Annotated in this window: 12 protein-coding genes; 4 read left to right on the top strand and 8 right to left on the bottom strand. The window is 66.3% G+C overall.

The genetic code is table 11. The annotated features are described in order from the left end of the window. Window positions 1–2: 2 nt before the first annotated feature. From ACOOHP_RS09560 to ilvN, 3 genes are all read right to left on the bottom strand, one after another. Complete coding sequence (locus ACOOHP_RS09560; protein ID WP_420466213.1) at window positions 3–614, bottom strand: hypothetical protein; 612 nt, start codon at window positions 612–614, stop codon at window positions 3–5. A 79-nt stretch (window positions 615–693) separates the two neighbouring features. After that, window positions 694–1,710 (bottom strand): ketol-acid reductoisomerase, encoded by a 1,017-nt coding sequence (gene ilvC, locus ACOOHP_RS09555; RefSeq protein ID WP_420466967.1) that lies wholly within the window; start codon window positions 1,708–1,710, stop codon window positions 694–696. A 63-nt stretch (window positions 1,711–1,773) separates the two neighbouring features. After that, on the bottom strand, window positions 1,774–2,268 hold the full coding sequence (gene ilvN, locus ACOOHP_RS09550; protein ID WP_420466212.1) for an acetolactate synthase small subunit: 495 nt from the start codon (window positions 2,266–2,268) through the stop codon (window positions 1,774–1,776). A gap of 199 nt (window positions 2,269–2,467) precedes the next feature. Here ilvN and ilvB point away from each other — a divergent pair, with 199 nt between their 5' ends. Together ilvB and ACOOHP_RS09540 are read left to right on the top strand one after the other, a co-directional pair. Continuing rightward, window positions 2,468–4,309 (top strand): biosynthetic-type acetolactate synthase large subunit, encoded by a 1,842-nt coding sequence (ilvB, locus tag ACOOHP_RS09545; RefSeq protein ID WP_420466211.1) that lies wholly within the window; start codon window positions 2,468–2,470, stop codon window positions 4,307–4,309. Window positions 4,310–4,387: 78 nt separating this feature from the next. After that, the gene (locus ACOOHP_RS09540) at window positions 4,388–5,182 is read left to right on the top strand and encodes an enoyl-CoA hydratase (protein ID WP_420466210.1); all 795 of its coding nucleotides are present in this window, start codon (window positions 4,388–4,390) and stop codon (window positions 5,180–5,182) included. Here the strand turns inward: ACOOHP_RS09540 and ACOOHP_RS09535 are convergent. Together ACOOHP_RS09535 and ilvD are read right to left on the bottom strand one after the other, a co-directional pair. Beyond that, window positions 5,179–6,480 (bottom strand): acyl-CoA dehydrogenase family protein, encoded by a 1,302-nt coding sequence (locus tag ACOOHP_RS09535; protein WP_420466209.1) that lies wholly within the window; start codon window positions 6,478–6,480, stop codon window positions 5,179–5,181. The two genes, ACOOHP_RS09540 and ACOOHP_RS09535, sit on opposite strands and share 4 nt — an antisense overlap. Window positions 6,481–6,667: 187 nt before the next feature. Next, on the bottom strand, window positions 6,668–8,524 hold the full coding sequence (ilvD, locus tag ACOOHP_RS09530; protein WP_420466208.1) for a dihydroxy-acid dehydratase: 1,857 nt from the start codon (window positions 8,522–8,524) through the stop codon (window positions 6,668–6,670). 119 nt (window positions 8,525–8,643) lie between these two features. Between ilvD and ACOOHP_RS09525 the strand changes: the two genes are divergently transcribed. Further along, on the top strand, window positions 8,644–9,546 hold the full coding sequence (locus tag ACOOHP_RS09525) for a LysR family transcriptional regulator (RefSeq protein WP_420466207.1): 903 nt from the start codon (window positions 8,644–8,646) through the stop codon (window positions 9,544–9,546). A gap of 180 nt (window positions 9,547–9,726) precedes the next feature. Here the strand turns inward: ACOOHP_RS09525 and dksA are convergent, their stop codons facing one another. Next, entirely contained in the window at window positions 9,727–10,581 is an 855-nt protein-coding gene (gene dksA, locus ACOOHP_RS09520) for an RNA polymerase-binding protein DksA (RefSeq protein ID WP_420466206.1), read from the bottom strand. Between the two features lie 168 nt (window positions 10,582–10,749). Between dksA and ACOOHP_RS09515 the strand changes: the two genes are divergently transcribed. Beyond that, window positions 10,750–11,811, top strand: a complete 1,062-nt coding sequence (locus ACOOHP_RS09515; RefSeq protein ID WP_420466205.1) for a cyclic nucleotide-binding domain-containing protein — start codon at window positions 10,750–10,752, stop codon at window positions 11,809–11,811. A gap of 13 nt (window positions 11,812–11,824) precedes the next feature. On the opposite strand, the gene ACOOHP_RS09510 is transcribed toward ACOOHP_RS09515, so the two are convergent. Together ACOOHP_RS09510 and holB are read right to left on the bottom strand one after the other, a co-directional pair. Then, on the bottom strand, window positions 11,825–12,190 hold the full coding sequence (locus ACOOHP_RS09510) for a PilZ domain-containing protein (RefSeq protein ID WP_420466204.1): 366 nt from the start codon (window positions 12,188–12,190) through the stop codon (window positions 11,825–11,827). Beyond that, a complete protein-coding gene (gene holB, locus ACOOHP_RS09505; protein ID WP_420466203.1) occupies window positions 12,187–13,209 on the bottom strand; it encodes a DNA polymerase III subunit delta' in 1,023 nt (340 codons plus the stop codon). The genes ACOOHP_RS09510 and holB overlap by 4 nt, the downstream gene beginning before the upstream one ends. Window positions 13,210–13,211 lie beyond the last annotated feature (2 nt).

The following is a 13,211-nucleotide window of genomic DNA, read 5'->3' as shown; positions in this document are numbered from 1 at the left end:
GGTCAGGGTTTGCGCAGCAGGGTGGCGAGCAGGGTCTCCCCCGATCTTACGCGGCTACCCAGCGCAACTTCCAAGCGCGCGCCTGCCGGAATGGTGATTTCGATCTGCCGCGCCAGCCTGCGCAGGCCGCAGCGTCGGCCCTGTCCCACGCGATCACCCACTGCCACCATGACCGGCCGCGCGCCCAGCAGGCCGCCACTGGCGGCAACCAGGACGTCATCGTTGTCGTCTAGGCGGATTCGCGACACCTGCGTGGCGCTGCCTTGCGGCAGCAGGCAGACCTGCCCGCTCACCGGTGCACGCAGGCAGTAACTGCCCCAGAGCGAAGTCCGGATCACGATGCGGATGGCCTCGCGACCGAGCACTGGGTCGTGACATTCGCGCCGATGGATCACCGTGCCGTTGACCGGCGACAGAACACCACGCGGCTTGCAGGACACGCCGTGCCGGCGGTCCGCCCAGAAGCCGGCGGCAGCCGGCACCACCGCCGCCAGCGCTACCGAGGGGACTACCGCACCGCCGGCGAACAGCAGGGCGGCTGCGCTGCCCAGCGCGACGATGGCGCCCCAACCTTCGGGGACGATGCTCAGCAGCGGCTCGTAAGGGCGGAGCAACAGAAGATATCCGGCCGGGCGTTATGGGAGGACCGCTCGCTTCGGCGGCCGACGTGGCCGGCCGCGAAGCTTGCGGTCTTCAGTTCCGCGTCTTGTCTACCAGTTTGTTCTTGGCGATCCAGGGCATCATCGCGCGCAGCTTGGCGCCAACCTCCTCGATCTGGTGCTCGCCGCCAATCCGGCGCTTGGCCTTCAAGGTGGGCCGGCCGGCCTGGTTTTCCAGTACGAAATCGCGTGCGAACTTGCCGGTCTGGATGTCGGTGAGGACGCGCTTCATCTCCTTCTTGGTCTCTTCGGTGATGATGCGCGGGCCGGTCACATAGTCGCCGTATTCGGCGGTGTTGCTGATCGAGTAGCGCATGTTGGCCATGCCCCCCTCATACATCAGGTCGACGATCAGCTTGAGCTCGTGCAGGCACTCGAAGTAGGCCATCTCCGGCGCGTAGCCGGCTTCCACCAGCGTCTCGAAACCGGCCTGCACCAGTGCCGTTGCGCCGCCGCACAGCACCGCCTGTTCGCCGAACAGGTCGGTTTCGGTTTCCTCGCGGAAATTGGTCTCGATGATGCCGGCACGACCGCCGCCGTTGGCCGAGGCGTAGGACAGCGCGATCTGCTTGGCCATGCCGCTGGCATCCTGCTGGATCGCGATCAGACTGGGCACGCCGCCGCCCTGGGTGTAGGTGCTGCGCACCGTATGGCCGGGCCCCTTGGGCGCGATCATGACCACATCCAGATCTTCACGCGGTTCGATCAGGCCGAAGTGGATATTGAAGCCATGGGCGAACGCCAGCGTCGCACCCTGCTTGATATTGGGCGCTACCTGTTCTTCGTAGATCTTTCGCTGGTCCTCGTCGGGCGCCAGGATCATCACCAGGTCGGCGCCCTTGACCGCATCGGCCACTTCCTTGACCTGCAGTCCGGCGCTCTGCGCCTTGCTCCAGCTCTTGGAGCTTTTGCGTAGCGCCACCGTCACGTCGACGCCGGAGTCCTTGAGGTTCAGCGCATGGGCATGACCCTGCGAGCCGTAACCGAGAATGGTGACCTTCTTCGACTGGATGATCGAAAGGTCGGCGTCTTTGTCGTAATAAACGGTGATGGACATGGGGGCTCCGGAGAAATTCGAGAGCGGGGCCGGCGGGCCCCGGTTGACAGCAACGATCTAGATACTCATCACCTGATGGCCGCGCGAAAGCGCAGCCACGCCGCTGCGCACCACTTCCAGCACCTTGGCGATGCGCGACATCTCGGCGACCAGCGCGTCGACTTCGGTGCCGCTGCCGGCGAGCTGGATGGTACGGGTGCTTTCGGATTCGTCGAGGATCAGGGCACGATGACGGCGCGCACAATCGACGATGGCACGGGCCGCGCCGTTGCGGGCTTCCACCTTGAGCATGACCAGTTCGCACTCGAGGTGATCGGCGCTGGCCAGATCGGCAATCTCCACCACGTCAATCAGCTTGCGAGTCTGCTGCACGATCTGGTTCACCACCTCGTCCGAGCCGTTGGTGACCAGGGTCAGGCGCGACACCGAAGGGTCGTGGGTCGGCGCCACCGACAGCGAATCGATGTTGTAGCCGCGGGCTGCAAACATGTTCGCCACCCGTGCCAGGGCGCCGGCCTCGTTCTGCAGCAGGATGGAAATGATGTGGCGCAAGCGCGGCGGTCGTCTTGGGGGTGGAAAGGCGCGCGACTTTAATGGCGACGGCGGTCGCAGGCAACCCGGGCATTCGTCCTTGATGGCCGGCGGGTACCCACAGCCGGGCGCGCGGAGCGGACCCCACCCCGCCGCCGTACGCCGGAGGCGATGTGCTATAAGGCGCGTCTTTTCCGAATCTCCCGACGTCCGAAGCACCATGAACGCTGCCAACCCCACTCCGATCTCCTCCTTCGCCGGTACCACGCTCACGGGCGCGGAGATCGTGGTGCAGGTCCTGGCGGACGAAGGAGTCGACGTCATTTTCGGCTATTCCGGCGGCGCCATCCTGCCGACCTACGACGCCGTGTTCCGTCATAACAACGCGCACCGCAGCGCCGACGGAGCCGATCCGATGCCGCTGATCGTGCCAGCCAACGAACAGGCGGCGGGCTTCATGGCCGCGGGTTACGCGCGCGCGTCAGGCAAGGTGGGCGTCTGTCTGGTGACCTCCGGCCCCGGTGCCACCAACACGGTGACCCCGGTCCGCGACTGCATGGCCGATTCGATTCCCATCGTGGTGATCTGCGGGCAGGTGCCCACCGCGGCCATCGGCTCCGACGGGTTCCAGGAAGCCCCGGTCAGCACCATCATGGGCGCGGCCGCGAAACACGTGTTTCTGGTCACCGACGCCAGCAAGCTGGAAGCGACGATGCGTTCGGCGTTCGAGATCGCGCGCAGCGGCCGCCCCGGGCCGGTGGTGGTGGATATTCCCAAGGACGTGCAGAACTGGTCCGGCCGTTATGCCGGTCACGGCACGCTGCCCCTGCCCGGTTACCGGGCACGCCTGCGCCAACTGGAGTCCAACCGCCTTGGACCCGCCGGCACCGGTCAGTTCTACGAGCTGCTGCTGCAGGCCAGGCGACCGCTGATCTACGCGGGTGGCGGGGTCATCAACGGCAATGCGTCGGATGCGCTGCGCACATTGGCGCAAAGTTTCGGCATTCCGGTCACCACCACCCTGATGGGCATCGGCGCGGTCGACACCACCGATCGCTTATCGCTGCAGATGCTGGGCATGCACGGGACCGCGTTCGCCAATTACGCGGTGGAAGACTGCGATTTCCTGATCGCGGTCGGCGCGCGCTTCGACGATCGCGTCGCCGGGGTGCCGGCCAAGTTCGCGCCCAATGCTCGGCACATCGCCCATTTCGACGTCGACCCGGCCGAGATCGGCAAGGTCAAGCGCGTCGACTGGCACCACCTGGGCGACCTGAATCAGGCCCTGACCGCGCTGTCCGACTACCTGCACAATCGCGGCTTCAAGCCCGATTACGCCGAATGGCACGCCCATATCGCGCAGCTCAAGCAGACGCATGCGATGAACTACGAGCGCGGTGGGCAATCGATTCAGCCGCACGCCGTCATCCAGGAGATCAACCAGCTCACCCGGGGCAAAGCGGTGGTCTCGACCGGCGTGGGCCAGCATCAGATGTGGGCCTGCCAGTATTTCGACTTTGCCGAGCCGCGCCTGTGGCTGACCTCGGGGTCGATGGGCACCATGGGTTTCGGCCTGCCGGCGGCGATCGGCGCCGCCTTCGCCCGCAAGGACCGCATCGTCATCGATATCGACGGCGATGCCTCGATCCGCATGAATCTGGGCGAGCTGGAAACCGCCACCACCTACAACCTGCCGGTCAAGATCGTGGTGCTGAACAACTTCGGCGACGGCATGGTCAAGCAGTGGCAGCGGCTGTTCTTCGATTCGCGCTATTCGGGATCCGACAAGAGCTTGCACCGCAAGGACTTCGTCAAGGCGGCCGAGGCCGACGGTTTCGAGTTTGCCCGTCGCGTCGCCGACAGGGCCGAGCTGGCCGCTGTGGTCAAAGCCTTCATCGATTTCCCCGGTCCGGCTTTCCTGGAAGTGGTGATCGATCCCATGGCCTCGGTCTACCCCATGGTCGGTCCCGGCATGAGCTACGACCAGATGATCACCGGCGAATGGATTGCGGGACGCACGTCCAAGGCAGCCGACAAGACTGACAAGGCCGACCTGTTCTGAAGGTCCGGCGCCCGGCTACCGGGATTACCCCTGCAGCTTCGCTAGAATCGGCGGGTCCTCCACCCCACCGGTAAACGCATGTCCGAAGCAACGGCTGATTCCACCCTGCTGATCTCCCGCGACCACGGCGTTCTTACCCTGCGTCTCAACCGCGCCGAAAAGAAGAACGCGCTGACCCAGGCCATGTACAGCCGCCTGGCGGATTCCATCAACGCTGCGGCTGACGATCCGGCGGTGCGCGTGCTGCTGATCGCCGGAGTGCCGGGGGCGTTCTGTGCCGGCAACGACATGGTGGATTTCATGAAAGTGGCCAGCACCGGCGGCGGTGGCGGCGACTCGGCGGTGATCCGTTTCATGAATGCGCTGGCTGCGTTCCCCAAACCCGCAGTGGCCGCGGTGAATGGACTGGCCATCGGCGTGGGCGTAACGATGCTGCTGCACTGCGACCTCATTTACGCCAGTGAGGGCGCACGCTTCACCCTGCCCTTCGTCAACATCGGCATCGTGCCGGAATACGCCTCGACGTATCTGATGCCGCGCATCATGGGTCATTCCAAGGCAATGGAACTGGTGCTGTTCGGCGAGCCGTTCACCGCCAGGCACGCTCGCGAGTGCGGTCTGGTCAACGAGGTGCTGGATGACGACGCGGTCGAGGCGCGTGCGCTGGAGCGCGCGCAACGCCTGGCCCAGCAACCGCCCAAGGCCCTGCGCACCACCAAGCGCCTGATGAAGCGCTGGACCGACAGCACTGTTGCCGAGGCGATCCCGCTGGAGGCCTTTCACTTCGTGCCGATGTTGTCGCAGCCCGAGGCGCAGGAGGCCATCGGCGCCTTTCTGCAGAAGCGCAAACCGGACTTCTCCAGGTTCAGCTAGCCCCAGAGGTAGCTCGCGCTGCCCGGCCGCAGATGGGCGTACTCGAGCTCGGCCTGATCGGCCGACAACACCTCGCCGCCACCGCCGGTGTAGGCAGGGTCGGTCTGTGCATGGCGCCGTAGTTCCAGCTTGCCGATCTGGTTGCGGTGCACTTCGTCGGGGCCGTCGGCCAGGCGCAGCAGGCGTGCGGTGGCATAGGCGGCAGTCAGGAAATGATCGTTGCTGGTGCCGCCGCCGCCGAACACCTGCATCGCCCAGTCGACGATCCTGCAAGCCGTCAGCGGCGCAGCGACCTTGATCATGGCGATCTCGGCTTTCGCTTCCTTGTTGCCGACGGTGTCCATCATATAGGCCGCCTTGAGCGTGAGCAGACGGGTCTGCTCGATGGCGATGCGGGCCTCGGCGATGCGTTCCAGGGTCACCGTCTGCTGCGCCACCGCTCGGCCGAAGGCGGAGCGCGATTCGGCACGCCGGCACAGTCGCTCCAGCACCCGTTCGCACATGCCGATCAGGCGCATGCAGTGATGGATGCGGCCGGGCCCCAGACGACCCTGGGCAATCTCGAAACCACGCCCCTCGCCCAGCAGCACGTTGGACACCGGCACCCGCACGTTCTCGAACACCACCTCGGAAGCCCGATCCGGCACGCCGTAGAACCCGAACACCGGCAGCGGTCGCAGCACGCGGATGCCCGGGGTGTCCTTGGGCACCAGGATCATCGATTGCTGCCGATGCTTGTCGGCGCTGTCGGGATCGGTCTTGCCCATGAAGATGATGATCTGGCAGCGCGGGTCGGTGGCGCCGGTGGTATACCACTTGCGGCCGTTGATGACGTACTCGTCGCCGTCGCGGCGGATATGGCTGCCGATATTGGTGGCGTCCGATGACGCCACATCGGGCTCGGTCATAGCGAACGAGGAACGGATCTCGCCAGCCAGCAGCGGCTGCAACCAGCGTGCTTTCTGCTCCGGCGTACCAAAGCGCGCGAGGGTCTCCATGTTGCCGGTGTCGGGCGCCGAGCAGTTGAATACTTCCGGTGCCAGCAGGGATCGGCCCATGATTTCGCACAAGGGTGCGTATTCGAAATTGTTGAGCCCGGATTCATGGCTGTAGAACAGGTTCCACAGCCCGTGCTCGCGCGCCAGCGGCTTGAGTTCCTCCACCACCGGCTGCACGCCCCAGGGACCGTGGATTTCCGACTCGCGGTAGTAACGCCGCTCGTTGGGATAGATGTGCGCCGCCATGAAATCCTGCAGCCGGTGCTGGTATTCGCGGACACGGGGGGAAATATCGAACATCGCTGGGAGCTCGTGTGCAGGGCAGACCGACATGGTCGCGATGTCGCAGCCACCTCACAAGCCGGACTCTGCAGGACCCCGCTGCGGGGTCACCCTGATTGCGCGATACCGCACGCATGAACGGCTGAGACCGGCGTCCGATCCGGCTACCAGGGGATTGGCGATGGCGGCATCGGCAGGCGCCGAATCAGTTGCTTCCGAATGCAGCGCGCAGGCTTTGGCAGTCGCGTACCGCGCCGCGGTCGGCGCTGGTGGCAAGCACAGCGTAGGCCTGCAAGGCTGCGCTGACCCGCCGCGGACGTGCGATGGCCGGCCGCCACGGGCCGGCGCCACGGACCCGGCGCCGACGCATCAGCTCCGCGTCGTCGACCTCGATGCGGATCGTGCGCGCCGGGATGTCGATCAGGATGAGATCGCCGCACTCGATCAGTGCAATGTCGCCGCCCTCGGCGGCTTCAGGCGAGACGTGGCCTATCGACAGGCCCGCACTGCCGCCGGAAAAGCGTCCGTCGGTGATCAGTGCGCAGCACCTGTGCAGGCCCTTCGATTTCAGGTAGCTGGTGGGATACAGCATTTCCTGCATGCCCGGCCCGCCCCGTGGACCTTCGTAGCGCACGATCACCACATCGCCCGCCTTGACCTTGCCGTCAAGTATTCCCGCGACGGCTGCCTCCTGGCTCTCGAATATCACCGCCGGGCCGCGAAAGCGGAGCAGCTCTGCCTGGATTCCCGCAGTCTTCACGATGCAGCCGCGCTCGGCGAGGTTGCCGTGCAACACCGCCAGCCCGCCGTCGGGACTGTAGGCGGACGCAACCGAACGGATACAGCCGCCCGCGCGGTCCTTGTCGAGCTGCGGGTAGCGGCACTCCTGCGAGAACGCCCGCTGGCTGGCCACGCCGGCCGGAGCCGCCCGATAGAACTGCTGCACTTGCGGATCCGCTGTGCGCAACACGTCCCAGGCCTGCAGCGCGTCCGCCAGGCTGGCGCTGTGTACGGTCGGCACGCGGGTATCCAGCAAGCCGGCGCGGTCCAGTTCGCCCAGGATGGCCATCACGCCACCGGCGCGATGCACGTCCTCCAGATGAAAATTGCTGGACGGCGCCACCTTGCACAGCGTCGGTACCCGGCGGGACAGACGGTCGATATCCGCCAGCCGGAAATCGATCTCCCCTTCCTGTGCTGCGGCCAGCAGGTGCAGCACCGTGTTGCTCGATCCGCCCATCGCGATGTCCAGCGACATGGCGTTCTCGAATGCGGCCTTGCAGGCGATGTCGCGCGGCAAGGCGCGCCGGTCGCCGTCGCGGTAGTAGCGCCGGGCAAGCTCGACGACCTCGCGACCGGCGCGCCGGAACAGGTGCTCGCGGTCGGCGTGGGTCGCCAGCAGCGAGCCGTTTCCCGGCAGTGCGAGACCCAGCGCCTCGGTCAGGCAGTTCATCGAATTGGCGGTGAACATGCCCGAGCAGGACCCGCAGGTTGGACAGGCCGAGCGCTCGATCCGATCCACCTCGGCATCGCTCACCCCTTGATCGGCAGCCGCCACGATGGCATCCACCAGGTCCAGGGTTATCGTGTCGCTCCCTTGCCGGGTACGGCCGGCTTCCATCGGACCACCGGAGACGAACACGGTCGGGATGTTCAGGCGCATCGCCGCCATCAGCATGCCCGGGGTGATCTTGTCGCAGTTGGAGATGCACACCAGGGCGTCGACCGTGTGCGCATTGCACATGAACTCCACGCTGTCGGCGATCAGGTCTCGCGACGGCAGGCTGTAGAGCATGCCGTCGTGTCCCATGGCGATGCCGTCGTCCACCGCGATGGTGTTGAACTCCTTGCCGACGCCGCCGGCGCGCTCGATCTCCTCGACGATCAACTGCCCCAGGGGCTGCAGATGTACATGGCCGGGCACGAACTGGGTGAAGGAATTGGCGACGGCGATGATGGGCTTGCCGAAATCGGCATCCTTCATGCCGGTGGCACGCCACAGCGCGCGGGCCCCGGCCATGTTACGGCCGGCGGTACTGGTGTACGAACGCAGGGTGGGCATGGGCGCGCTCCTGGAGGGTTGCGAGGCGCCAGCGGGGCGCCACCAGACCTGCAGTGTGTAGCGCCCCGGGTATATCGCCTAATACTATATTCGTTAGGTCTCTATATGGATATCAGATAGTGGAACTGCGGCAGCTGAAGTATTTCGTCGCCGTGGCCGAGGCGCGCAGCTTCTCGGCCGCCGCGCTGCGGTTGCATATTTCGCAACCGCCGCTGTCGACCCAGATCAAGTCCCTCGAACAGGAGATCGGCACCCGGCTGTTCGAGCGCAGTCCCCGCGGCGTGGCCCTCACCGCTGCGGGCGAGGTCTTTTATGACGAGGCGCGGGCGATGCTGGCACGGCTGGATCTGGCCAGGCACAAGGCTGTGCAGGCCGGTCGTGGCGACATCGGCACGTTGAGCATCGGCTTCGTATCGATCGCCGACTACGGCATCCTGCCGTCGACCGTAAAGGCATTCCGGTCTCGCTACCCGGCGGTCGACCTGCAACTGCACGAGCTGACCACGGACGCCCAGGTCAGGGAACTGCGGTCCGCCCGGCTGGACGTGGGAATCGCGCTGGGACCGCTACGCGAACCGGATCTGGATTTCGAGCGGGTGCAAACCGAGGAGCTGATCCTGGCCGCACCTGCCGGACACCGGCTGATCGCGGGCGACCGGCCGGTGGACCTGGCGAGCCTTGCGCAGGAGAGCTTTGTACTGCCACCGAGGGAGATCGCGCCGGGTCTGCACGACCTCATCCTTGATCGTTGTCGCGACGCCGGCTTCGCCCCGCGCGTCACCCAACAGGCGCGACAGATGCAGACCGTCATCAGTCTGGTCGCTTGCGGCATGGGGTTTGCGCTGGTGCCGTCGTCGGTGCGCAAGCTCGAACGGACCGGGGCGCAGTACCGTCGCCTGCGCGGTGGCCGCGCGACGATCGAAATCGGCATCTTGCGCGCTCGTGACCGGCGCAGCGTGCTGGCAGACAACCTCGCAACGGTATTGAGGCAGGCGGCGGCGGAGTTCCGGGCCCGGCGGTGATGATCGTAGCCGCGGCGAAGAGGGCCGAACCGGACCGGTCGAGTCGGGCGCGATCAGCATGCCGGCGATCGATCGGCAGCGGGTCGGCGGGCAAGACGACGGGCGGTTCCGGCGCACAACGCCGGCGGAAACTATCAGGCCGGCAACATGCCGGCCTGATTTGCTGCGGGGGACTGGCGCCTAGCGGTCCCGGTATTGCGACTCGGCACGCTCGTTCTGGCCCTTGATGTCCACGCAGACCGTCGCAGTCGGTCGCGCCAGCAGGCGCGCGATGCCGATGGCTTCGCCGGTTTTCTCGCAGTAACCGTACTCCTTGTCGCGGATACGCCGCAGCGAGTCGTCGATCTTCTTCAGCAGCAGCGACTCGCGCTCGCGCAGGCGCAGGTCCAGCCAGTGCTCTTCCTCGGCGCTGGCGCGGTCGGCCGGATCGGCGAACACTTCCCGCTGGTGCAGGCGCTCCTTCACGTCCAGTTCCCGGGTGAGAACCTCGTTGCGCATCTGCAACAGGCGCTCCTGGAAGAAGCTGAGCTGGGCATCGCTCATGTAATCCGACTCCGGCGCCTTGCGCAGCATCTCCTCGGTCAGCGGCCCGGTCTGCGGCGCGGGCGTCTTGCGCTTGCTCGGCGTCCCCGCCGCGGCGGCCTTGGCCGGACGCGGCTGCACCGCCACCGCTGCCGACTGCGGCCGGTGGCTGGCGGCTACCGCCCTGCGCGGGGCTTTGGGCTTACCGGGCTTGGGCGCCGCGGCGATCTTCCGTGCGGGCTTGGCGGCTGCCCGGGTGACGGGTTTGGCGGTCGCTTTCTTGGGGGACGCCTTGGCTGCCGGCTTTTTCGCTGCCGGTTTGACCGGCTTGGCACCCGCAGCTTTCGCTGCCGGCTTTTTCTTTTTGACGACTGCCGGTTTCGCGGTCTTGGCCGGACCCTTCCTGGCAGCGCTCTTGCCGACCGGCTTGGCGACGGCTTTTTTTGTAGCGCTCTGGGTCGCGCTCTTCTTCTTGGGTGTAGTGGCGGACTTCTTCGCCTTCAACTGCGCCATTGGCATGCTCTCCGTGAAAATCCAGCGGCCCGCCGCCCTCCGCGATCCTGTTCGGCACTTGCGCAAGTCCGGCCGGCTGGGTGTATCGTCCTTCGATGGACGCCATCGCCTGGGCTGGCGATGGCCAAGCCGCGATTCTTGCATAAGTTCAATGTCTGCGAGCACCCGATGACGACCGCCATCCCGCCCATTACGCCCGAATTCCTCGCTCGTTGGGTACCTCTGGGGTCGTTGGGACCCGACACCCGCGAGGAGCTGACACGCAAGACCCATTGGATCGAACGGCCCGCTGGCGCTTTCCTGTTCAAGTCGGGCGAAGCGCTGGGCCAGGCCTTGTTCCTGGAGTCCGGTCAGATCGAGCTGAGTCGGCACGGCGGTGCGCCTGGCCGGCTGCTGCAGTCCGGCACTGCCGAGTCGCTGCACCGCATTCCGGCATCCCCCACCGCCGAGTTCGATGCGCGCTGTGTGACGCCGGTGCGCTGCATCGCCATCGACCGCCAGCTGATCGACATGCTGCTGACCTGGGAGCAGAGCGCGGCGGCAGCGGGCGCAAACACCGAAGCGCGCGTCGAAGAGGCTGACGAGGCCGATGACGACTGGATGCTGCGTCTGCTGCAGACACCGGCCTTCCTGATGATTCCGCCCGCCCACCTGCAGGCGATGTTCATGCGCATGCAGACGGTGGAGGCCGTCGCCGGTCAGGTCATCCTGCGCCAGGATGAAGAGGGCGACTACTTCTACGTGATCACCCACGGTCGTTGCATCGTCACCCGTCAGCAGCCGCCGAACCGTCCCATCCAGCTGGCTCAGCTTGAGGTTGGTGCCTGCTTCGGCGAAGAAGCGCTGATTTCCGATGCACCACGTAACGCCACCGTCACCATGCTTACGCGCGGCACGCTCAAGCGCCTGTCCAAACAGGACTTTCGCCAGTTGTTGAACGAACCGCTGGCGCGCCGCCTGTCCTGGACCGAGGCTGAGCACATGGTCGAGCAGGGCCGGGCCCGCTTGGTCGACGTGCGTCTGCCCAGCGAATTTCACAATCGCAGCCTGCCCGGCAGCCTCAACCTGCCGCTGTATCTGCTGCGGATGCGCCTGAACCAACTGGACCCGCAGCTGAGCTGGATCTGCGTGTGCGATACCGGGCGCCGCAGCTCGGTCGCCTCCTTTCTGCTGATGCACCGGGGCTACGATGCCTACATCCTGGCCCAGGGCATGCCGCCGGCGAACTGACGCCGGGGAGCGCTTACATCGTCTGCGTCGGCCGGTCCAGAGTCGCAGTACCGGCAAGCTGGGACTCGATCTTCTGCTGCGTGGCGCCGCCGTCCTGCACGCTGAACTGCACGCCGATGCCCTGCACGCGCTTGCCCTGCGCTGCGCGCGGGGTCACCCACACCACCTTGCCGGCGACCGGCAGGCGCTCCGTGCTGTCCATCAGGGTGAGCAGGATGAACACCTCGTCGCCGAGCCGATATTCCTTGCTGGTCGGAATGAACAGCCCGCCGTTCTTGACGAACGGCATGTAGGCCGAGAACAAGGCGCTCTTGTCCTTGATGTTCAGGGTCAGGATGCCCGGCTGCGGACCGCCCGGGCGCGGCGGGATCGTGCTCATGCGCTGGATGACGTCCTTCTGTGATCGATCCGGGTATCGGCGGGTGCCGACAAATGCCACCACAGAATCATAAGAGATTCGACCAACAGCTGCGGGTTGGCATTGGACTGCAGCTTGCGTCGCGACTCGACCGCCTCTGCCAGCAGGCGCTCGATCTGCAGCGCACCCAGATGGCCGGCCAGCGCGCGCCAACCCGGCTCGGAATCGATCCCGCCGGATGCCCGCAGTACGCGCTGCAAAGCCCGCTGGAACACGGCCAGCCATGTCGCCACCCGATCCTTGTCCACCTGTGCCGCGGCGGCCAGCGGATCGATCCGCCGTTGTGCCAGGGCCAGTAGCGCCTCCAGCCACGCGCGCCGCTGTGTGGCAAGACCGGACTGCTGATCTTCCAGCGCCGCCAGCGGCGCACCCTGGGCCTCGGCCAACGCCGCGTCGGCATCGAACTGCCCGGGCTGCTGCGCCAGCCAGGCCCGCGCCAGCGCGGTGTCGGGCAGGCCGAACTGCAGACGCTGGCAGCGGCTGCGCAAGGTCGGCGCCAGCGCCATCACGCGTTCGGTGATCAGCAGCAGGTAGCAGCCCGCTGGCGGCTCTTCCAGAGTCTTGAGCACGGCGTTGACGCCCCCGATGTTCATCGCATCCGCAGGGTCGATCACGATCACCCTCGCCTGCCCGTAATGGCTGACCAGAGCGAGGCTTTCCATCATCTCGCGCAACTGCTCCAGCGAGATGTCGCGCTTTTCCTTGTCGGTCCGGTCGTTGAACTCGCGGCTGAGCCAGCTCAGATTGGGATGGGTGCCGGCGGCGAACTGCTTGCAGCCGCGACAGCTGCCGCAAGCCTGGCCGTCCGCGGGACGTGCCTCGCACAACAGGCTGGCAGCCAGGCGGCGCGCGAACCTACGCTTGCCCACGCCCGCCATACCGCACAGCAATAGCGCGTGGCCGAGCTTGCCTGCGCGCAAGCTGTCCTGCACGCGCTGCCACACGGCGTCCTGCCAAGGCAGCGGTTCGACGTCGGCCATGC

The sequence above is a fragment of the Panacagrimonas sp. genome (genome assembly GCF_965216805.1).
GTDB lineage: Bacteria > Pseudomonadota > Gammaproteobacteria > Nevskiales > Nevskiaceae > Panacagrimonas.
Note: the sequence above shows the minus strand (reverse complement) of the source record. Positions and strands in the feature narration are given on the sequence as shown.